Origin of the sequence: Mycolicibacterium fallax (assembly GCF_010726955.1) — a bacterium.
Lineage (GTDB): Bacteria > Actinomycetota > Actinomycetes > Mycobacteriales > Mycobacteriaceae > Mycobacterium > Mycobacterium fallax.
In genome coordinates, this window is the sequence record NZ_AP022603.1 from 1,013,188 (window position 1) to 1,033,864 (window position 20,677).

Genomic DNA, 20,677 nt, shown 5'->3' on the forward strand with positions numbered 1-20,677 from the left:
CCTACCCTCTCATTTCGTCCGCCGCGCAGGGCGACAATCGCCGGCGGCGCGTCGGGCCGAGGATCCGCCAGCCGCCGTAGAGCACGGCCGCGACCACGAAGATGACAAAGTACGCCACGTCGGCACCGTGCCAGGCGACCGCGACCGGGCCGCGCACCAGGGTGGTGTTCATGAAGGGGATGGCCGCCAGGTAGGCCAGCACAAACGCGACGACGGCGGCCAGCGCGTCCCGGCGGTCGGTGTGTTCCCGCGCCGGGTCCAGGCTGCGCCGGCCGCGGATCCGGGCCGCCCAGTCGATCACCACGATCGCCACGAAGCCGGGCACCCAGTAGTCGACCAGCAGCAGCACGTCGGTGAAGCGGGTCGCGGTGTCGCTGGCGTTGAGCCACATGATCAGGATGAACGCCAGCGCGGTGACCACCAGGGCCGAGGCCGGCCGGCGCACCCGCACCCCGACGGTCTGCAGCGCCAGCGAGCCGCTGTAGTCGTTCATCGCGCTGGATCCGATCGCCGCCGCCGCGATGGCCAGCAGCGCCAGCACCCCCAGCACCCCGCCGCCCATCACCGACCAGACGCCCTCGGCGGTCTGGTCGGACAGCACCTCGGCGCCGGCGATGCCGATGCCCTGAACGAACAGGTAGGCGCTGACGATGCCGGCGAAGCTGAACCCGAACACCCGCCACGGCGAGGCCGACACCGGCAGGTAGCGGCTGAAGTCCGCGCCATAGCTGGCCCAGGAGATCGCCAGGCTCAGCGCGATCGTCACCTCGAGCACGAACGCGCCGGCCAGGTCCGCGCCGTGCGCGGTCGGCGCGGTGACGATCGGCTGTCCGGCAACGAGTTTCACCGCCAGCGTGACGAACATGACGAACAGCAGCACGGTGAGCACGGCCTGCACCCGGTGGATCACCTCGTAGCCGAAGAAACCGATGACGCCCTGGCAGCCCAGCACGATCAGCACCGCCAGCCAGAACGGAATGTCCAGCAGCAGGGCCAGCGCCTGCCCGCCGAACAGTCCGACCAGGCCGTCCCAGGCGATCGAGGACAGCCACTGCAGCGCCGCGGGCAGCACCACCGCCGACCCGAACGCCATCCGGGAGTTCGGCAGTTGCGCGGTGCCGGTGCGCGGGCCCCAGGTGCACAGGTACGCCACCGCGACCGAGCCGATCACGGTGCCGATCGTCATCGCCAGCAGCCCCAGCCAGAACCCCAGGCCCAGCGCGATGGCCAGCGTGCCGGTGAAGACGCCGGTCATGGTGACCTGCGGGGCGAACCACACGGTGAACAGCCGGGCTGGGCTGCCGTAGCGCTGGCCCGGCGGGATCGGGGCGATGCCGTGGCTTTCCACCGACAGGTCGCCCGCGGCCCTCGGCCGGTTACCGGAGAACGCCTCGGCGGTCCAGGCTGCGCGTTTGCTCACCACCGTATGGTGGCACGGCGCCGGCCCGGCTACCGCGGCGCGCCGAGTGTGCCCGCGGCCAGGGCCGCGGCGTTGATCCGGGTCAGCACCTCGCGCAACTGCTCCAGCTCGGACAATTCCACCCCGAGACGTTCGACGACGGTGCCGGGGATCGACTTGGCCCGCTCCCGCAGGGCGATGCCCGCGGCGGTGAGGGTGACGTCGGTGGCCCGCTCGTCGGCGGCGCTGCGGGTGCGGCTGAGCAGCCCCATCGCGGCCAGCCGCTTGAGCATCGGGGACAGGGTCGCCGAGTCCAGCTGCAGCTTGGCGGCGATCTGCTTGACCGACATCGCGCCGGTCGCGGCGGGATCGTTGTGCTCGTCCCAGAGCACCAGCAGCACCAGATACTGGGGATGGGTCAGTCCCAGCGGCTCCAGGATCGGCCGGTACACCGCCAGCACCGCCCGGTTGGTGACCGCCAGGGCGAAGCAGACCTGCTGCTCAAGGGCCAGCGGGTCCACCGCAAGCTGATCGCGTGCTGCCACCCAAATGACAGTAGCCCAACAATTAGGGCCCTATGTAATCGGCGACCCGCCGGTGCCGCGGGGCATACTCGAAACCGGCTGCACGCAGCCCACACCGAGGACTTCCGAGAGGCAGGCAGCGATGCTCGACATTGATCTGGACGCGACGAACTCCATTCTTCTGGTGCGCCCGGAGGGACCGTTCGACAAGGAGGACTTCGCCCAGCTCGCCGAGGTGGCCGATCCGCAGATCGAGGCCGCCGGCCAGCTCAACGGCTTCATCGTCGACGCCCGGTCCTTCCCCGGCTGGGACAGCTTCGGCACCTTCATCAGCCACATCAAGTTCATCCGGGACCACCACCGGCACGTCAAGAAGGTGGCGCTGGTCACCGACTCGCCGGTCGCCGGTGTCGCCGAGCACGTCGCCGCGCACTTCATCTCCGCCGAGGTCAAGCATTTCCCGGGCGGCGACGTGGCCGAGGCCCGGGCCTGGGTCACCGGCACCCCGGCCTGATCCCAGCCGAACCGGTGCCGGCAGCGCGACGCGCGGCGGATTGGCGCGCGTCGCGCCGGCGCAGGTGTGCTTGACTTTCCCGGTGTCTTCGTCATACCCCGGTGCGGCCCGATGAGCCTGCAACCCGGTTCCGTGGTCTCCGGATACACCATCGAGCGGCAGATCGGCAGCGGCGGAATGGGCTCGGTGTTCCTGGCCCGCCACCCCACCCTGCCCCGTAGCGACGCGCTGAAGGTGCTGTCGGCCGAACTGTCCCGCGACGACCAGTTCCGCTCCCGGTTCCTGCGCGAGGCCGACCTTGCCGCCACCCTCGATCACCCCAACGTGGTGCGGGTGTACACCCGGGGGCAGAGCGAGGACGGGCAGCTGTGGATCGCCATGCAGTTCGTCGACGGCACCGACGCCGATGCCGCGCTGAAGGCCGGCGCGATGACGCCGGTACGCGCCGTGCACATCATCGCCGAGGTCGCCAAGGCACTGGACTACGCGCACAGCCGCAACGTGCTGCACCGCGACGTCAAGCCGGCGAACTTCCTGCTGACCGGCGAACCGGGACCGCGGGAGCGGGTGCTGCTGGCCGATTTCGGCATCGCCCGCGCCCTCGACGACGCGACCCGGTTGACCGCCACCGGTTCGGTGATGGTGACCGTCGCCTACGCGTCGCCGGAATCGCTGCAAGGCCGCCCGGTGGACTACCGCTCCGACATCTACTCGCTGGGGTGCACGCTGTACCGGCTGCTCACCGGCCGGGCGCCGTTCGGTGCGGCCGGAACCACCTCGGCGGTGATGATGGCGCACGTCAGCGCGCCGCCGCCGCGGGTCACCGAGGTGATGCCCGGGCTGCCGCCGGCCCTCGACGAGGTGATCGCGACCGCGCTGGCCAAGGACCCGGCTCAGCGCTACGGCAGTGCCAGGGAGCTGGCCGCCGCGGCGGCGCAGGCGCTGGGCCTGGAGGACCCGACCCCGGTTCCTCCGCCGGCGCAGTTCTCCGGCCCGGTCTCGGGCCCCTACACCGCACCGACGCCGACGACGGCCCCGCCGACGCCGCCGTTCGCCCCGGCCTACTCCGGTCCGCCCGGCGCCAGTGGCCCCGCACTGACCTACCCGAGCACCGCCGCGTACCCGGGTCCGGCCGTCACGCCGAAAAAGAAGTCCAAGAAGCCGTGGATCGCCGCGGGTGCCGCGCTTGCGGTGGTGGCCGCCGTCGTCGCGGCGATCGCACTGTGGCCGGCGTCGGCGCCGGTCAAGCCGCCCTATCCGGCCCAGACCTTCACGCACGCCTACGGCACCACCCAGATCCTGGCCCGACCGAACGCGGTGGCGGCGCTGACCCTGGCCGATGCCGACGCCGCGCTGTCCCTCGGGGTGCAGCCGGTGGCGCTGGTCGCCCCCGGCGGCACGGCACCGAGTTGGCTGGCCCCGTTGATCACCGGGACACCCACGGTGCTGGGCCGGGCCGATCCGACCGCGGTGGCAGCGCTGAAACCGGACCTGATCATCGACACCGCGGCCGACCGCGCGGTCTACGACGCGCTGACCAAGGTGGCGCCGACGATCCCCCGTCCACCCGCCGGGAACAAGGCCTGGACACCGCAGACCCAGCTGAACTGGATCGCGCAGGTGCTCGGTGAACAACCGGCCGCCGCCACCCTGGCCGGCGAACTGGGTGCCGACAATGCCCAGCTGCGCCAGCAGCAGGGCTTCGACGGCACCTCGGCCGCCGTGCTGAGTTTCTCCCCGTCCGGGCTGTCCATAATGCTGCCGACCTCCCCCGCCGCCGGCTACCTCAGCGGCCTGGGGTTCCGGATCGACACCGGGCGCGCCGACACCGCCGCCGCAGGCCAGAGCGAGGTTCCGCTGCTGGAGTCGGGCATCTACGGCATCGAAGCCCAGCTGGTCCTGGTGCTGCGCAGCGACCCCGGTGCCCGGGGCGGCGGGTTCGCGGGTCTGCCGTCGGCGATAACCGCGCTACGCGGCAAGGTGGTGATCGTCGACAACCCGGAGACCATCGCCGCGCTGACCTCCGCCGGGCCCGCCGCGACCCGGTATCTGAACACCACGCTGGTCCCCCAGCTCGCCAAGCAACTCAAATAGCTCGGCAACAATGCCGCCACGGGGGCTCCCGCCGCGGCCGTAAGCTGACCACGAACACCCGATCAATCGGGCGCCGGCCCGAACGAATGTGAGACGAGAAGCGATGCCAATCCCCCTTCAGGTCCGGCTGGGCGCGGTCGTCGCGCTGGGCATGCTGGTCGGTGGCTGCACCCAGGTGCAGCCCGGTGACGCGGTCCGCGACCCGGGCTTCGACGCCACCGCGCCGGTGTTGGCGCTGCTGGAAACGGGCAACTACCCGACCACCCCGCGCGCACCGCTGGGCAATGCGGGCACCCCGGAAAAGGGCGCGATCCACGACGCGCACCGGATGTTCGAGCACCTGGTGTTTCCGTTCGACGTCGATCCCTCGCTGACCAGCTCCGGTGGGATCGGTGGCACCGGCATCATGAAGAGCCCCGAGGCCGCCGGGCTGTATCTGGAAAACAAGGGCCTGGTGCCCGCCATCGCGGCACACAACTTCGTCACCGGCATCGCGCACAGTGCCTCCGACGGCAAGGACGCCGGCAAGCGCCAGTTCCTGCGCAACGCGGTCCTGCAGTTCCGCAGCCCCGAGGACGCCACCGCCGCGGCGGCCGCGATTGCGGAGTCAACCGCGTCGCGGTACGACGAGTACAGCAAGAAGGACACCCCGCTCACGCCCCAGCCGATCCCTCGTCACCCCGATGCGGTCGGCCGCGGCTACGTCTCCGAGGGTGAGGGCCTCACCACCAGCTACATTCTGAGCGCCTACACCGCGCACGGACCCTACCTGCTGTCCCAGACCTTCATCTCGCGCACCAGCATGGACGCGGCCGCCGAGGTGATCGCCAACGTGCTGGACAAGCAGATCCCCGAGATCGACAAGTTCCAACCGACGCCGTATGACAAGCTGGCCGAGCTGCCGATCGACCCCACCGGACTGCTGGCCCGGATGCTGGAGCCGAGCGACAAGCTGCTGATGTACGGCGGTTTCGGCCCGCGCGGGTTGCTGCTGTTCGAGCCGCATCCGATCGAGTCGCAGAAGATGATCGCCGAGAACGGCGTCGACTTCCTGGGCTACGAGAACGGCTTCCTGATTCGGGCCCGCGATACCGAGGGATCCACCAAGATGCTGGACGGCTACATCCAGCAGTATCTCGACGACGGCTGGTCCGAGGCCGACGGCGTACCCGGGCTTCCTGCCGCCCGGTGCGTGGAGAAGCCGGTGACGGACAAGTACTCGCGCGCCGAAACCTGGTGCGGCGCACCGCAGGACCGCTATCTGCTGCAGCAGAGCGGCGCCCAGGGCGTCGAGGTCCGCCAGTCCCTTTCGGCCGGCTACCTGATGCTCGCGGCAAAATGAGCGCGCACCGACCCGGCCACGACACGGCCCCGCGAACCACCACCAACACCCGGGAGGGACAGTGACCGAAACCCCGAACCCCGACGCCGGCTGGTCCGCGTCGCAGCCGGAGCCGCCGATGCCGCCCGCCTCGCCCTCGGACCCGACGGCCATCGTCGCGCGCCCCGGCTCCCCGGCCGACGATCAGAAGACCCAGCAGATCAGCCCGCTGCCCGGTCCGGGGTCCGGCGGTTGGTCGGCCCCGGTACCGCCGCCGGCGCCCGGCGGGGCCTACAGCTACCCCGGCGCGGCCGTGCCGACGGGCGCCTACCCGGGCAACCCGGCCGATCCGGCCGCCGCGACCCAGGCCCATCCCGGCGCAGGCGGGATGCTGCCACCCCCGCCGCAGCATCCGTCCGGGCCCACCGGCGACGCCGAGGGAACCAAGAAATCCGGCGGCAAGGCCAAGAAGCTGGTGTTCGCCGGCCTCGGGGTGCTGGTGATCGCCGCGGCCGCGGTCGCGGTCCTGGGGTTCTGGAAGCCGGGCTTCTTCTGGACCCACACCCTGGACGTCAACGCGGTTCAGACCGGCGTGCAACTCGTCCTGACCGATCCGGTGACCGGGTACGGCGCGGCGAACGTCACCGAGGTGCGCTGCAATGACGGGCAGAATCCGGTCATCGCCTCCGGCGCGACCTTCGGTTGCGGGATGAAGATCGGCGGCATCGATCGCACGGTCACCGTGACGTTCATCGACAGCACCGGAACCTACGGCGTCGGCGCTCCGCAGTAGTGCTGCCCAGCGGTTCCTACGTCGCCGGCTACCGGGTCCAGCGGGCCGTCGGCTCCGGCGGTATGGGCACGGTCTACGCGGTCACCGATCCGGCGCTGCCGCGCACCGACGCGTTGAAGGTGCTGTCCAGCGAGCTGTCGGCTGACCCCCAGTTCCGGGCCCGCTTCCTGCGGGAGGCCGATATCGCCGCGGTCCTGGACCACCCGAACATCGTGTCGGTGTACGACCGCGGTGAGAGCAGCGACGGCAAGCTGTGGATCGCCATGCAGTTCGTCGACGGCACCGACGCCGACGAAGCGCTCAAGGCCGGGACGATGACCCCGATGCGGGCGTTGCACATCGCCGGCGCGGTGGCCGACGCGCTGGACTACGCGCACGGCCGCGGCATGGTGCACCGCGACGTCAAGCCGGCGAACTTCCTGCTCTCCGGACCGATCGGGCACGACGAGCGGGTTCTGTTGGGGGACTTCGGGATTGCCCGCGCCCTCGATGACGCCAGCCATCACACCGCCACCGGTTCGGTGATGGCCACCATGCCCTATGCCAGCCCGGAATCCATTGACGGCGCGGCCGTCGACGGCCGCGCCGACCAGTATTCGCTGGCCTGCTCGCTGTACCGGATGTTGACCGGCCGGCTGCCGTTTGAATCGGCCACCGGCGTGGCGGCGATGATGATGGCGCATCTCACCGCGCCGCCCCCCCGGATCAGTCAGAGCGCGCCCTGGCTGCCACACGGTTTGGACGAGGTCTTCGCGACCGGGATGGCCAAGGATCCGCGGCAGCGATTCGGGTCCTGCAACGAACTCGTCGCCGCGGCCGCGGCAACCTTCACCGGTGCGGTGGCCGCGATGTCCGAAGCCACCTCCATCGTGCAGCGGCCGCCGTCGCCGCCGGTCACCGAGCCGCCGAAGACCCGGCGGAGCCTGCGCTGGCCCGCGCTGGCCGGGGTGGTGCTGCTGGTGGCCGGCGGAACCACCGCGGTGGTGCTGACCACCGGCTCCGACGACGCCGACAATCCGGCCCCGCCGTCGGCGCCGAGCACCGTCGCCTCCAGCGCGGCGCCGGTGGTCCCCGACACCGCCCTGCCGGGCTTCCTGCTCAGCCCCGAAGCGGTCAGCAAAGTCGCCGGCTGGCCGCTGACCGCCAAGTCCACCGGCTCCGAGTTGCTCGACGATTCGAAGTTCACCTCGGCCACCAAGTGCGTCGGCGCGATGTATCCGCTGCAGTCCACCCAGTACACCGACAGCGGGTACACCAAGATCCACAGTCAGGAACTGACCTCGGGGACGAGCAACGGTGAAGGGGTCCGGCAGGCGGTCATCGCCTTCGGCACCGAGGAGCTTGCGGCGGCCTCGGTGCAGCGCCAATCGCAGTTCTGGCAACCGTGCGCGGGATCGACGGTCACCCTCTACGAGACCAGCACCTCCCCCAAACAGGTCTGGACCATCGGCACGGTCAATGTCACACCGGCCATGTCGACGACCACGAGCTCGCGCGCCGTAGACCCGATGAGCTGCCAGCACGCCCTGACCTCGGTGCGCAACATCGTCATCGACGTGTTCACCTGCCGCCGCGGCGAGGGCACCATCGACGTGTCGTCGACGATCGCTCGCGACATCACCGCGAAGATCACCGACTGAGCGCCGCTACCCCTGGGTGAGCAGCAGGTACTGCGCGGACAGCAGCTGGCGGGTGATGTTGAGGTCCTCGTCGGAATAGACGTCGATCGCGTAGTTGTCCACCGGCGCCACACAGTAATTCGGGCGTTCCCAGGGCATCTTGTCCGGGATCGGCTCGAAGCAGCGCGCGGACGGAAATCCGTTGATACCCGCGGAGGTGGTCCGCTTGTCGGCGGCGGCCTGGTTGGACAGGGTCTCAACCAGATCGACGGCGGCGGCGGCATCGCGCGTCTCGATGATCCGGGTCCGGCGGACCGCAACATTCTCTACGCCGGCGTTCTCGAAGGCCTGGGCCATCGCCCCGGCGTCCATCTCGTAGGCCAGTGCACCGTGCGCGGTGTAGCTGCCGAGTCGGCCCTTGAGCCGGTAGCCGATCCTGTCGTGGGCCGGCACGGTGCGGGCCAGCAGGGTGCTGGGATCCCACAGCTGGTCGGCGAGCTTGTCGATCGGGGTGGGGGTGTACCTGCCCAGCTCTGCCAGTTGGAGATCCAGCAGCTTCCCGGCCAGCGGGATGCCGGAGTCCACCGGGATGGTGCCCTGGTCGCGGCCACCGATCCCCTGGATCAGCAGCAGCGGGCCCTGGGTGGTCAGCGCCGTCAGGTAGGTGTTGTTGTAGTCGCCGTCGACGACGACCGCGCGGGTATCCGGGTGACCCGGGATCTCGGCGGGGCGCGGGTTGGTGGCCTTGGTGTCGGCGGTGGCGGCGGCCAGCAGGTCGTCGGCGGCCTTCTGGGCGTCCTCCGGTGTCTTGAACCGCAGCACTGCGTTCGCACTGTTCACCGAGGCCTGGTCACGGGATTCGGCGTACATTCCGAACCCGGCCACCACCAGATCCATATCCACCACCGAGGCGACATCGCCGCTGTGAACGAAGTCCCGCAGCCGGTCGGTGCTGGTCACCGGCCCCGATTTGCCCAGCTTGGCTCCGGAGCCGCGGGTCAGCGCCGGATCCGCCTGGTACGGCAAAATCACGTACTCCGACATCCGGATGGACTCGACCAGCGAGCCGTCGTCGCCGGCCTTACCGAGCGAGGTCGGCGCCTTGCGGGCGAACGGGCCACTGTCGAGCAGCGCCGCATTGACGGCCATCGGATCCTGGTTGGGGTCGCGGATCGCCACCCCGGTGTCGACGGTCGCGCAGCCGCCCAGCAATCCGACGGCTGCCGCCATCGCCGTGTATCGAGCCCATCTCACCCGCACCGCTACCCCATTCAATGCCCTGCCGGTCCCCCGCGGGCCCGACGATCCTCGTGTCACAGCAAATCTACCGGCCCCCGTCGGGGTGGCGATCACCGGATTCTCCGCGGGCCTGCGGCCCACCGCGGAGCCGAATGCAGGTAACTTGGCCGCGGTGAGCACCTCTTCGCCGGCCTGGTCCGCGCGGCTGTGGGCCGACATCGAGCCCATCTACGCCGCGATCCTCGAGCATCCCTTCATCACCGGGCTGACCGACGGCAGCCTGGACCCCGATGTCTTCGCCGGTTACGTCGCCCAGGACGTGCACTACCTGCGCGACTACGCCCGGGCGCTGGCACTGGTGTCGGCCAAGGCCCCCGGGCTGGCGGCCACCGCGATGTTCGCCCGGCACGCCGCCGAGGTGCACGACGTGGAGCTCGCGCTGCACGCCGAACTGCTGCCGCAGCTCGGACTCGACGGCGCCGAACTGGATGCCATCCCGGTCGCCCCGACCACCCGGGCCTACACCAGCTATCTACTGGCGACGGCCAGCACCGGCAGCTTCGCCGAGGGCCTGGCCGCGGTGCTGCCGTGCTACTGGATCTACGCCCGGGTCGGGGCCGAGCTGCTCGGCCGCGGCTCCCCCGACCCCCGCTACGCGCTGTGGATCGGCAGCTACGGCGGCGAGGAGTTTGCCGCCACCGTCGCCGAGGTCCTCGAGCTGGCCGACGGCGTCGGCGTCGGGCTGTCGGTGCTCGAGGAGGCCGCCGCGCGGCAGCACTTCGTCACCACCTCGCGGTATGAGTGGATGTTCTGGGACGGCGCCTACCGCCGGGAGACCTGGCCGGTCTGACCGGGCCGGTCTGACCGGGCCGGCCGCACCGGCGGCGGCGCAGCCCGGTCAGGAGAACCGGACGTGCATAGTCGCCATGCCGAAGATCTTCTTGTCCGACGCCTTCGCGCCGACCACGATGACACCGCTGCGGGTCTCGGGGTCCAGCGACTTGATCCGTCCGCTGTATTCGATGTCCCCGCGGCCGTCGGCCGGGACGACCGCCGGCGCGGACAGCCGCACCGAATACTTGGTGACCGCGCCCGGATCGCCGGACCAGGCGGACACGAAACCGGCGCCCAGGCCCAGGGTCAGCATGCCGTGCGCGATCACGTCGGGCAGCCCGGCCAGCTTGGCGATGCTCTCGTCCCAGTGGATCGGGTTCGCGTCGCCGGCCACGCCGGCGTAGTTGACCAGATCGCCGCGGGACAGCCGGGTGTGGTGCACCGGCAGTTGGTCGCCGACCGCCAGGTCCTCGAACCGCAACGAGCCCGGGGTCCGGGTCGCGGTGACATCGGAGACCGGCACCACCACGTCGGGCCGGACCGTCTTGACGTACTCGGCCGCGGCGTCCTCCACCGACATGATGTCGATGTCGTGCATCATCACCTTCGCCACCGCGTCGGTGATGGCCGGATCGACCTCATCGGCGGTGACCCCGACGACGGTGGTGTGCATGGTGTGCACCCGCTCGCCGTTGGCGTCGACGTAGGTGTTGGTGATGGTGATCATGTCCCGGCCGGCGACCCGGCGGACCGAGGACAGTTCCACGTCGGTCTGCAGCACATCGCCCACCACGATCGGACGGTGCTGCTCGAAGACCTCCTCGGTCTGCACGTAGGTGTCGTAGCCGACGACGACCTCCTGCAGCAGCTTGCGGTTGGCCGACATCGCCGGGATCGCGGTGAAGGTCAGCGGGGCGACCAGCCCGGAATAGCCCAGCGCCGCGGCCGCGTCGTCGTCCCAGTGCGCGGGGTGGTAGTCCTGCACCGCGCGGGCGTACTCGAGAACCTTGGTGCGCTCCACCGGGTAGGTGTGGTCTGCCTCGTAGTAATGGCCGACCCGATCCATGATCGCGGGGGCTTCCGGTGCCGTTGTCATAGTCTCTCTCACTGTTCGGTTCAGGTGGATCGTAAAGCAGTCGGCGCACCGGACGTGCACAACCCGACAGTTGCCCCGTGCGGCGGCAACGGCGCAGGCTGTGAGGGGTGTTGACCTTCGGACACGGCCGCGCCGACCGCGACCGGCTCGCGGCCCTGCTGACCGGCGCCGGCGTCGAGCACATCGTCGATGTCCGGCGCTTCCCCGGCAGCCGCGCCAACCCGGCCGCCGCGGCCGGCCAGATCGAGGCGCTGGCAACCGAGCTCGGCATCTCCTACCGGCACGAACCGCGGTTCGGCGGCCGGCGGCGGCTGACCGCCGCCGAGGCGGCCACCGCCCCGGACACCTGGTGGACGGTCCCGGCGTTTCGCGCCTACGCCGGCTGGACCCGGGGCCCGCAGTTCCGCGCCGCGCTGACCGAACTGCTCGAGACCGCCGCGCCGCGCACCACCGCGCTGATGTGTTCAGAGTCACTGTGGTGGCGCTGCCACCGGCGGCTGATCGCCGACGTGCTGGTGTGCGAGTGCGCCGTGGCCGTCGGCCATCTCATGCACAACGGCACCATCGCCGAGCATCGGCCCTGCGCCGGGGCCCGGATCGGCCCGGATGGCCGGCTGATCTGGGACGGCGCGGCCGCGCCGTGAGGCCGGTGCCGGGGCTGCCCGCCGGGCCCGCCGGCGGGTCGGGCACGCTGGTCACACGATGACGCCCGATCCCCCGGTCCCCGATCCGCCGGTCCCCGCTGCCCTGGTCGGGGACGGCGCGCAGCTGGCCGCGCTGCGGGCCCGCGGCGCCGACCCGGATGCGGTGTTCGCCGAGTTCGGCGAGTGGGCCGCGGCCCAGGGCACCGCGCTGTATCCGGCGCAGGAGGAGGCGCTGATCGAACTGGTCAGCGGCGCGAACGTGGTGCTGGCGACCCCGACCGGGTCCGGCAAATCCCTGGTGGCCACCGGGGCGATCTACGCGACCCTGGCCGGCGGTGGCCGCAGCTACTACACCGCCCCGATCAAGGCCCTGGTCAGCGAAAAGTTCTTCGCGCTGTGCGCGGTGTTCGGCGCCGGTCAGGTGGGCATGCTGACCGGTGACGCCGCGGTCAACGCCGACGCGCCGATCATCGCCTGCACGGCCGAGGTGCTGGCCAACATCGCGCTGCGCGAGGGCGCCGACGCGGACATCGCGCTGGTGGTGATGGACGAGTTTCACTTCTACGGCGACCCCGACCGAGGCTGGGCCTGGCAAGTGCCGCTGCTGGAGTTGCCGCGCGCGCAGTTCCTGCTGATGTCGGCGACCCTCGGCGACGTCGGCTTCATCCGCGCTGACCTGACCCGGCGCACCGGGCGCGAGACCGCCGAGGTGGGCGGTGTCGAGCGGCCGGTCCCGCTGTTCTACTCGTATGCGACGACCCCGATCCACGAGACCATCCAGGAGCTGCTGGACACCGGGCAGGCGCCGATCTACCTGGTGCACTTCTCCCAGGCCGCGGCGTTGGAGCGTGCCCAGGCCCTGATGAGCGTCAACGTCGCCAGCAAGGCCGAAAAGGCCGACATCGCCGAGGCGATCGGTGGGTTCCGGTTCACCTCCGGCTTCGGGGCGACGCTGTCGCGGATGGTCCGGCACGGGATCGGGGTACACCACGCCGGGATGCTGCCGAAGTACCGGCGGCTGGTGGAGCAGCTGGCCCAGGCCGGGCGGCTGAAGGTGATCTGCGGCACCGACACCCTCGGCGTCGGGATCAACGTGCCGATCCGCACCGTGGTGTTCACCGCGCTGTCGAAGTACGACGGCACCCGCACCCGGCTGCTCAACGCCCGGGAATTCCACCAGATCGCCGGCCGGGCCGGGCGGGCCGGCTACGACACCGTCGGCACCGTCGTCGTGCAGGCGCCCGATCACGAGGTGGAGAACCTCAAGCAATTCGCCAAGGTCGCCGACGACCCGAAGAAGCGACGGAAGTTGGTGCGCCGCAAGGTGCCCGAGGGCATGGTGCCGTGGAGCGCGACCACCATGGACCGGCTGGTGGCGGCCTCCCCCGAGCCGCTGCGGTCGAACATGCGGGTGTCTACGGCGATGATCCTCGATGTGGTCGACCGCCCCGGTGACCCGTTCGTGGCGATGCGCCGGTTGCTCACCGACAACCACGAGCCGCGCAAGCGGCAACTGCGGCTGATTCGGGAGGCCGTCGGCATCGCCCGCGCGCTGCTGCAGGCCGGGGTGCTCGAACGCCTGGAGCGGCCGGGCCCCGACGGCCGCCGCTACCGGCTGACCGTCGACCTGCCTGCCGACTTCGCACTGCACCAGCCGCTGTCGACGTTCGCGCTGGCCGCCATCGAGCTGCTCGACGCCGAGTCGGAATGCTATGCCCTGGATGTGGTTTCGGTGATCGAGGCCACCCTGGAGGATCCCCGGCAGATCCTGGCCGCCCAGTTGAAGCGGGCCCGGGGTGAGGCGGTGGCCCGGATGAAGGCCGACGGCATCGAGTACGACGAACGCATCGAGCTGCTCGACGAGGTCAGCTATCCCAAGCCACTGGAGGACCTGCTGGGTCACGCGTTCGAGGTGTACCTGCGGACCAACCCGTGGGCGGCCGACGGCCGGCTGTCGGCGAAGTCGATCGTGCGGGAGATGTGGGAACGCGCCATGACGTTCCGGGAGTTCGTCTCCGAGTACGGGCTGGCCCGGTCCGAGGGCGCGGTGCTGCGGTACCTGTCCGACGCCGTCAAGGCGCTGCGCTCGGGGGTCCCGGCGGCCGCCCGCACCGACGCGCTGACCGACATCGTCGAATGGCTCGGCGAGCTGGTGCGCCAGGTCGATTCGAGCCTGCTCGACGAGTGGGAACAGCTCACCGATCCGGATCGCGGCCCGGCCGCGGTGACCGCCCCGAGCCCGCCGCGCCCACTGACCGCGAACGAGCGGGCGTTCACCGCGATGGTCCGCAACGCGCTGTTTCGCCGGGTGGAGCTGTTCGCCCGCGGCCGCTGGGAGGACCTCGGTGCACTCGACGGTGACGCCGGCTGGCCGGCGCAGCGCTGGGCGGAGCTGGGCGCCGCCTACCGCGCCGAACACCGCGATGTCGGCACCGGCCCGGACGCGCGCGGTCCGGCGATGCTGATCTTCGACCGGCAGCCCGGCCGCTGGCGGGTCCGGCAGATCCTCGACGATCCGGCCGGCGACCGGGACTGGGGCTTCGAGGTCGAGGTGGACCTGGCGGCCTCCGACGAGACCGGCGCGCCGGTGCTGCGGCTGGTCGAGGCCGGCCGGGCGGACTGAGCCCGGCCGTGTGTCTGTAGCGGCCGGACCGGCGCTCGGGGGTGGTCAGGGCCGGGGCAGCAGCACGGCGATGTCGCGGGTTCGCCACAGCCACAGCACATTGACCAGCATCTGCAGCGGCGCGCGCAGCGACTCGTCGCCGGCGATCGTGGGGTGGAATCGGGTGAGTTCCGGCGTCGGGTCACCGAGGCCGGCGCGCAGCCGGCCGGGGGCGCCGAGCAGCCAGGACACCCCCATCACCGTCGCGTAACGCAGCAGCTGGCGGATCAGTTCCTCGGGGTCCAGGCCCGGCCCGCCCGCCGCGGCGTATTCGTCGACGAACACGCCAACGAGGTCGGTGATGCCGCTGTCCCACAGCGATGTTTCGGCCGCCGACAGCGAACCCCACAGTGCCATCGCGACATTCATCCGGCCGACGCAGCCCCAGTCCAGCAGCCCGCAGCTCAATGCGCCGGTCGGCTCGCACCAGAACCAGGCGTTGTCGATGTTGGCGTTCCAGTGGCACAGCGCGATGTAGTCCGGGTCGGCCGAAAGACGTTGCCAAACAACCGGTTCGGTCTCGGCGACCCGCGGCAGCCAGTCGGCGAGTCCGGACAGGAACTCGGGTTCACGCACCTGCTCCGGGAGCAGTCCCGGGTAGTCGGCGGCGAACTCGGCGAGCCGTCGCAGCTGGTGCTCGATCCGGTCGGCGCGCAGCGGTGGACGCTGGCCCACCGTCGCCGAAGCCAGGTCGACCGGAAAGTCCGCGGTGGCTTCGGGCGGGGCCGCCGGGGAACGCTGCCACCCGGCCAGCCGCGCCAGCGCGGTCACCAGGGCCCGGTAGTGCGCCGTCGCGTCGGTGAGTTCGTAGTCGCGGCACTTGTGGTGCTGCGGTTCGATGCCGTCGCGACCAAACCCGATGCGTTCGGTGAGCAGCAGCCCGGTGCCGCTGTCGCCGTGGTAGTCGGCGAACAGGCTGCGCGGCACGGTGATCGGGAAGCCCGGCGTCCTCGACAGTGCCGCCAGGCGTACCTCGGCGGCCATCTGGGTTCGGCCCAGGTCGCGGGCCGGGTCGTCGAGGTCCCGGGAGAACTTGGCGAACAGGTGTGTGGGCAGCCCCGGGTCGGGCTCGGCGTAGCGCACCGTCAGGGCCGCCTTGCGGCCGGTGCTGCCACCGGTGACGGGGCGAAACTCGGTGATCTCGGCGACCGCGTCGTGCGGGCCGAGCGCGCCGAATGCCCGCAGCGCGGCGGTCAGGAAGCCGGCCCCGGCGGCCCGCAGCGCCTGCGGCGTGAGTGGAACCGGAATCCCGGTGTCGTCACCGGGTATCGCCTTGGTGCGGTCCGCCACGAGCGCACCCTAACCGGGGGACGCACCGGGGATTCTGCGGCCGCCCCCGCCTCCGGCGGCTAACGTGGATTCCACCGACCGGTTCTGCCTACCGAGGAAGGGGGCACGTCGTGTGTCAGTACTGCGGGTGCCGGGACATGCCGTTGCTGCGCGACTACACCGCCGAGCACGAGCGGGCGGTCAACCTCGGCGGGGACGCCGTCCGCGCCCTCGATGCCGGGGATTCGGCGCGAGCCCAGGATCTCGCCGGCCGGATGGCCGAGGAACTGCGCGCGCACTGGCGCGGTGAGGAGGACGGGTTGTTCGCCGCGCTGCTGGGCAACGACGACGTGTTCGCCGAGTTCATCGAGCCGCTGGTCGCCGAGCACCGTGAGCTGGACGCCTTCCTCACCGCCCTGGACCTGACCCGCAGCGCGGACCGGGAACGGCTCCGCAGCGAGGTGTTCGACCTGCACGAGCACATCGCCAAGGAGGAGGATTCGCTGTTCCCGGCGTCGGTCACCACCCTCGACGGCGCGGAATGGGACGCCGCGATCGACGGCTGGCAGCGGGCACACCCGGGGGCGCGGCTGCTCGGCTCCTGAGCCACGCGGTCACCGCCGGACGGCGCTCAGCCGACCCGGGCCACCACCACCCGGTGGTCGGTGCCGGCGATGGCGTGGCTGGTCACCGAGGCGGCCGACAGGCCGCGCAGCAGCACGTGATCGATGCCGACGACCGGCGGATACGACCGGTCCTGCGGGTAGGTCCGCAGCCACCCCGCGCCCGCGGCCCGGGTGGCGTCGACGAACCCGGCGGTCAGGTTCCGGCGGAACAGCGCGTGATCCCAAGTGGCGTTGAAGTCGCCGGCGGCGATCACCGGCCCGTCCGGCAGCGCGTGCAACAGCTCGCGTACCCGGTCCTGTTCGGCGGCCCACCACGGGCTGCTCAGCTCGGCGGCCGGCCAGCCGATCGGCGCGACCGGATGCAGTGCCAGCACCCGCAGCGGGCCGTGCCCGGGTACCTCGAGGACCGCCGAGAGGTTCTCCAGGATGAATCCGTCCAGCGCGGCGCCGTCGCGCAACGGGTAGCGGCTGTAGATGGCGGAGCCGTTGGCGCCGGCCGCCGGCCGTTCGAACCGGTGCGGCAGGTCGACGACGATGCTCGATCGCGCGACCGCCGCGGCGGCCTCCGGCGTCAGTTCCTGCACGGCAAGCACATCCACTCGCTGCGCGCCGACGAGTGCCGCCAGGCCGGCCACGTCGCCGGTGCCGACCATCAGGTTCGCGGAGGCGACCGTCAGATGCGGCTCCGGCCGGTCGCCGCCGATGAACAGCGGCAGCTGGGTGCCAACCCCCGCGGCGAGCACCGCCACCGAGACCACCAGCCGCAGCCGATGCCGCGCCAGCACCCCGGCGAGCACCGCGATCACCGGTGCGGCGATCAGCACCGGCACCAGGGCCGCGAGTTCGACCAGCGGAACCCAGCGCACCGGCCAGAGGTGCAGCGCGACCGCGAGCGCGCCGACCAGCGTGCCCAGCAGCGCGATCACGCCGAGCAGGAACCGTCCCAGGGTCTTCACCGGGACAGTCTGCCCGACCACCGCGGCGGGCTCGCGCGGCACTGAATCGGGTCTCCCTGCGGTGGCCGCGGACACCGGGCCCTGGCACGATGGCTCCATGACTGTCGTACTGGTGCACGGAAACCCGGAAACCGACGCCATCTGGGATCCGCTGGTCGACCGGCTCGGACGCGACGACGTCGTCCGGCTTTCGCCGCCGGGGTTCGGCGCCCCGCTGCCGGACGACTTTCCGGCGACCGCGCCGGCCTACCGCGACTGGCTGACGGCCGAGGTCGCCGCGATGGGCGGCCCGGTGGATCTGGTCGGCCACGACTGGGGCGGGGGTCACGTGATGGGCCTGGTGATGACGCGGCCGGATCTGGTGCGCAGCTGGGTTTGCGACATCCTGGGCTCGTTCGATCCGGAGTACGTCTGGCATGACTTGGCGCAGCTGTGGCAGACCCCGGGCACCGGCGAGGCCGTGGTCGCGCAGATGTTCGGCGGGACGCTGGACGACCGCGCGACGGGCCTTACCGCGCTGGGCATTCCGGATTCCACCGCGCGGTCCATCGCGTCCGGGCAGGGCCCGGAGATGGGCCGGGCCCTGCTGGCGCTGTACCGCTCGGCGCCCAACACCGCGATGGCCGAGACCGGCCGGCGGCTGCCCAGTGCCGCGGCCCGTCCCGGCCTGGCGATCCTGGCCACCGAGGACGGCTACGTCGGCACCCCGGAGATGCACCGCCGGTCGGCGGCGCTGGCCGGCGCCCGGGTGGAGGTGCTCGACGGGCTCGGGCACTGGTGGATGCTGCAGGACCCCGATCGCGCGGCCGAGGTGCTTGGCCGGTTCTGGGATTCGCTGGACTGACGCGCCGCCCGGGCGTAATGCGGGACCAGCGGTTTCATCGGGCCCGCTCCCCCGCTGCTCGCCGCCCTCCCCGCCGTTATGCGGTGTGGGCGTCGGGGTCGGCGGGGTGTGGCTGGTTGGTGAGTTCGGTTGCGGTGAGCGTGGTTTCGTCTTCGTACCAGCCGGGGTCGGTGGTGTCGTCGTACCGGTCGGGGTGGTCGGCCCAGTCGGTGTCGTCGCTGGTGCCGGGGTCGCCCTCGGTGTCGTCTGCGGTGTCGTCGGTGTTGTCGGGCCGGATTTTCTGCCAGGTGCTGGGGTCGTTCCAGTCGTCGGGGTAGGGGGTGTTGTCGAGGATGAGTTGTTGGGTGAGTTCGGTGTCGGTGGGGTCGGTGTCGTAGCGGCGGTGGGCGTCGATGGCTTGGTCGAGCCAGTGCGGTTCGTCTTGGGGTGGGAGGTCCTGGTCGGGGTGGGTTTGGCGGAGGTTGCGGTAGCGGGCCAGGAGTTGTTCGGGGAAGTTGATGGTGTTGGTGCGGGGTTGGCCGCGGTCCAGGGCCGGTGGGGGGATCCATTCGACGTGGCCGTCGGTGTTGCGGATGGTGATCCAGTGGAATTTGTCGGCCATGTTGTTGTCGGCGCGGCAGGCCAGGGCGAGGTCGTCGATATTGGTGTTCCCGCCCGCCGCATCCTCGGGGGTGGGGTCGCCGCGGCTGCCGGGTTGGGGTGGGCTGGTGGTGCCGGGTTTGGGGGTCCAGGGGTCGAGGTGGTGGGCTTGGGTTCGGTAGAAGGGTTCGGGGCAGCCGGGCCGGGTGCAGCCGCGTTCTCGACTGAACAGGACCAGGCGTTGGTCGGCGGTGGCCAGGCGTTTGGAGCGGCCGAGCCATAGGGCGCGGCCGTGGCCGTCGAAGATGCTCAGGTAGTGGTGGGCGTGGCTGGCCATGCGCAGGAGGTCGCGCATCGGGACGCGGGTGCCGCCGCCGGTGATGGCCCACCCATTGTCGGGGTTCAGGGCCGGGGCCGGACCCAGGACCGCAGACCCGGGCGGGCACGACCCGCCGCCGGCACCACCACCGGAGTCGCCGTCACCCCCGTTGCCACCGGGGGCCCGAGCGCCAGTGGAGTCAGCACCACCGTTGCTGCTGCTGTTTTCTTCGGCGTTGTTGCCGTTGTTGGTCCAGTCGGGGGTGGCGTCGGGGTGGGTGGCGGCGGCGGCGTGGAGTTCGGCGAGGGTGGCGGTGATGACCACGGTCACCGGTAGGCCGTTGAGTTGTCCGAGGTCTCCGGCGGCCAGGACGGCGCGGCACAGGGCGATCAGGGCGTCGTGGCCGCGTTGGGCGGCGCTGCGCTGATCGGCGCTGATCTGCTCCTGGCTTGGGGTCCCACTGACACACGGGTGTTCGTCGTTGGGGTTGCACATGCCGGGGGCGGCGAGTTTGGCCAGGATCGGCTCCAATGTGGCGCGGGCTTCGGGGGTCAGGGTGCCGTGCAGGGCGCTCATGCCGTCGCGGCGTTGCGGGCCCAGGGTCAGGCCGCGCTGGGCGCGGCGGGCGCGTTCCTGGTAGTCGCCGTCGGGGTCCAGGATGGTCAACAAATGGGTGGCCAGGGTGCGGTATTGCTCGGGGGCGAACTGGGTGGCCAGGCCGGCCAGGTCTGCTTCGGCGGCCTGGCGGTAGTCGGGGTCCAGATTCGCCGGCAGTTGCCGGTAGATGTCGCGGGCGATGTCCACGTGTTCGGGCCCGATCGCCCCGGCGGCCACCGCCGCGGCCACCGTGGGCAGTCGCGGTTCCAGGGGTTGGCCGCCCGGGGTGGTGCGGGGGCCCAGGTCGGCGGCCTCGGCCAAACGCCGGGCGGCGGCGCGGCGGGAGATGCGGAGCCGTTCGGCGAGCACGAGTTTGAGGCTGGCTGCCCCGAGCACGCCGGGGTCGGCGGTGGCGGCCAGGTGCGCGGTCAGGGTGTGATCGAAGGCCGGGGCCGCCCAGGCCAGGGCTTGGCGGCGGGCCAGCACGTCGAGGAGCTCTTCGGGGGTGAACCCGTCGAGGCGGCAACCGGCCAGGGCGGCGGCCGCGGACTCGGCGGCGGCCAGTGCTGCCAGGACGGTGTCCCGGTCGGCGTACGCACTGCTCCCCATGTATAAAACGTTAGATCGAGCCACCGACAGAAACCGGCCCCGGAACCGACAAATCGGGACCCCAATCGTGAGGAAACTCTGAGAAAAAATCGGGGCGCCGGCTCGGTTCGCGCGATCTCCCGCGAGCCCCACGAAACCG

17 protein-coding genes are annotated in these 20,677 nt (G+C 71.3%); 10 read left to right on the forward strand and 7 right to left on the reverse strand.

Annotated elements, in window-relative coordinates; translation table 11 throughout:
- Position 1 precedes the first annotated feature (1 nt).
- Both G6N10_RS04825 and G6N10_RS04830 read right to left on the reverse strand, forming a co-directional pair.
- Positions 2-1,423, reverse strand: a complete 1,422-nt coding sequence (locus tag G6N10_RS04825; protein ID WP_179962813.1) for a purine-cytosine permease family protein — start codon at positions 1,421-1,423, stop codon at positions 2-4.
- A 26-nt stretch (positions 1,424-1,449) separates the two neighbouring features.
- Entirely contained in the window at positions 1,450-1,944 is a 495-nt protein-coding gene (locus tag G6N10_RS04830; RefSeq protein WP_085094622.1) for a MarR family winged helix-turn-helix transcriptional regulator, read from the reverse strand.
- Positions 1,945-2,065: 121 nt separating this feature from the next.
- On the opposite strand from G6N10_RS04830, the gene G6N10_RS04835 reads away from it, so the two are divergent.
- The 5 genes from G6N10_RS04835 to G6N10_RS04855 all read left to right on the forward strand — a co-directional run bounded on the left by G6N10_RS04835 (position 2,066) and on the right by G6N10_RS04855 (position 8,285).
- Positions 2,066-2,437: a SpoIIAA family protein gene (locus tag G6N10_RS04835; RefSeq protein WP_085094619.1), complete on the forward strand. Its 372-nt coding sequence runs from the start codon at positions 2,066-2,068 to the stop codon at positions 2,435-2,437.
- Between the two features lie 111 nt (positions 2,438-2,548).
- Complete coding sequence (locus G6N10_RS20565) at positions 2,549-4,531, forward strand: serine/threonine-protein kinase (RefSeq protein ID WP_085094616.1); 1,983 nt, start codon at positions 2,549-2,551, stop codon at positions 4,529-4,531.
- Positions 4,532-4,634: 103 nt separating this feature from the next.
- A complete protein-coding gene (locus tag G6N10_RS04845; protein ID WP_085094614.1) occupies positions 4,635-5,873 on the forward strand; it encodes a DUF7373 family lipoprotein in 1,239 nt (412 codons plus the stop codon).
- Positions 5,874-5,934: 61 nt separating this feature from the next.
- Entirely contained in the window at positions 5,935-6,645 is a 711-nt protein-coding gene (locus G6N10_RS04850; RefSeq protein WP_085094611.1) for a DUF4333 domain-containing protein, read from the forward strand.
- Positions 6,645-8,285, forward strand: coding sequence for a serine/threonine-protein kinase PknH/PknJ (locus G6N10_RS04855; RefSeq protein ID WP_085094609.1), 1,641 nt, complete (start codon positions 6,645-6,647; stop codon positions 8,283-8,285). The genes G6N10_RS04850 and G6N10_RS04855 overlap by 1 nt, the downstream gene beginning before the upstream one ends.
- Positions 8,286-8,291: 6 nt before the next feature.
- On the opposite strand, the gene G6N10_RS04860 is transcribed toward G6N10_RS04855, so the two are convergent.
- Complete coding sequence (locus G6N10_RS04860) at positions 8,292-9,494, reverse strand: DUF7373 family lipoprotein (protein WP_234810499.1); 1,203 nt, start codon at positions 9,492-9,494, stop codon at positions 8,292-8,294.
- A gap of 181 nt (positions 9,495-9,675) precedes the next feature.
- On the opposite strand from G6N10_RS04860, the gene tenA reads away from it, so the two are divergent.
- Positions 9,676-10,353 carry a thiaminase II gene (gene tenA, locus G6N10_RS04865; protein WP_407663968.1) on the forward strand — a complete coding sequence of 226 codons (678 nt, stop codon included), beginning with the start codon at positions 9,676-9,678 and terminating at the stop codon, positions 10,351-10,353.
- Positions 10,354-10,401: 48 nt separating this feature from the next.
- Here the strand turns inward: tenA and G6N10_RS04870 are convergent, their stop codons facing one another.
- On the reverse strand, positions 10,402-11,433 hold the full coding sequence (locus tag G6N10_RS04870; protein ID WP_085094605.1) for a fused (3R)-hydroxyacyl-ACP dehydratase subunits HadA/HadB: 1,032 nt from the start codon (positions 11,431-11,433) through the stop codon (positions 10,402-10,404).
- 107 nt (positions 11,434-11,540) lie between these two features.
- Between G6N10_RS04870 and G6N10_RS04875 the strand changes: the two genes are divergently transcribed.
- Entirely contained in the window at positions 11,541-12,077 is a 537-nt protein-coding gene (locus G6N10_RS04875) for a DUF488 domain-containing protein (protein ID WP_085094602.1), read from the forward strand.
- A 58-nt stretch (positions 12,078-12,135) separates the two neighbouring features.
- Complete coding sequence (locus G6N10_RS04880; protein WP_085094600.1) at positions 12,136-14,700, forward strand: DEAD/DEAH box helicase; 2,565 nt, start codon at positions 12,136-12,138, stop codon at positions 14,698-14,700.
- 45 nt (positions 14,701-14,745) lie between these two features.
- Here the strand turns inward: G6N10_RS04880 and G6N10_RS04885 are convergent, their stop codons facing one another.
- Positions 14,746-16,008, reverse strand: a complete 1,263-nt coding sequence (locus G6N10_RS04885; protein WP_085094699.1) for a hypothetical protein — start codon at positions 16,006-16,008, stop codon at positions 14,746-14,748.
- Positions 16,009-16,166: 158 nt separating this feature from the next.
- Between G6N10_RS04885 and G6N10_RS04890 the strand changes: the two genes are divergently transcribed.
- Entirely contained in the window at positions 16,167-16,613 is a 447-nt protein-coding gene (locus tag G6N10_RS04890) for a hemerythrin domain-containing protein (RefSeq protein ID WP_085094598.1), read from the forward strand.
- Between the two features lie 26 nt (positions 16,614-16,639).
- Here G6N10_RS04890 and G6N10_RS04895 read toward each other — a convergent pair whose 3' ends face one another.
- Complete coding sequence (locus tag G6N10_RS04895) at positions 16,640-17,590, reverse strand: endonuclease/exonuclease/phosphatase family protein (RefSeq protein ID WP_234810497.1); 951 nt, start codon at positions 17,588-17,590, stop codon at positions 16,640-16,642.
- 97 nt (positions 17,591-17,687) lie between these two features.
- Here G6N10_RS04895 and G6N10_RS04900 point away from each other — a divergent pair, with 97 nt between their 5' ends.
- On the forward strand, positions 17,688-18,434 hold the full coding sequence (locus tag G6N10_RS04900) for an alpha/beta fold hydrolase (protein ID WP_085094697.1): 747 nt from the start codon (positions 17,688-17,690) through the stop codon (positions 18,432-18,434).
- Between the two features lie 76 nt (positions 18,435-18,510).
- Here G6N10_RS04900 and G6N10_RS20285 read toward each other — a convergent pair whose 3' ends face one another.
- Complete coding sequence (locus tag G6N10_RS20285; protein WP_244960450.1) at positions 18,511-20,538, reverse strand: HNH endonuclease signature motif containing protein; 2,028 nt, start codon at positions 20,536-20,538, stop codon at positions 18,511-18,513.
- Positions 20,539-20,677: the final 139 nt, after the last annotated feature.

Excerpts from the sequence above, each read along its gene's own strand:
- G6N10_RS04835 (WP_085094619.1), top strand. The coding sequence starts at position 2,066 with ATGCTCGACATTGATCTGGACGCGACGAACTCCATTCTTCTGGTGCGC.
- G6N10_RS04890 (WP_085094598.1), top strand. The coding sequence starts at position 16,167 with ATGCCGTTGCTGCGCGACTACACCGCCGAGCACGAGCGGGCGGTCAAC.
- G6N10_RS20565 (WP_085094616.1), top strand. The coding sequence starts at position 2,549 with ATGAGCCTGCAACCCGGTTCCGTGGTCTCCGGATACACCATCGAGCGG.
- G6N10_RS04900 (WP_085094697.1), top strand. The coding sequence starts at position 17,688 with ATGACTGTCGTACTGGTGCACGGAAACCCGGAAACCGACGCCATCTGG.
- G6N10_RS20285 (WP_244960450.1), bottom strand. The coding sequence starts at position 20,538 with ATGGGGAGCAGTGCGTACGCCGACCGGGACACCGTCCTGGCAGCACTG.
- G6N10_RS04845 (WP_085094614.1), top strand. The coding sequence starts at position 4,635 with ATGCCAATCCCCCTTCAGGTCCGGCTGGGCGCGGTCGTCGCGCTGGGC.
- G6N10_RS04880 (WP_085094600.1), top strand. The coding sequence starts at position 12,136 with ATGACGCCCGATCCCCCGGTCCCCGATCCGCCGGTCCCCGCTGCCCTG.
- G6N10_RS04860 (WP_234810499.1), bottom strand. The coding sequence starts at position 9,494 with ATGGCGGCAGCCGTCGGATTGCTGGGCGGCTGCGCGACCGTCGACACC.
- G6N10_RS04870 (WP_085094605.1), bottom strand. The coding sequence starts at position 11,433 with ATGACAACGGCACCGGAAGCCCCCGCGATCATGGATCGGGTCGGCCAT.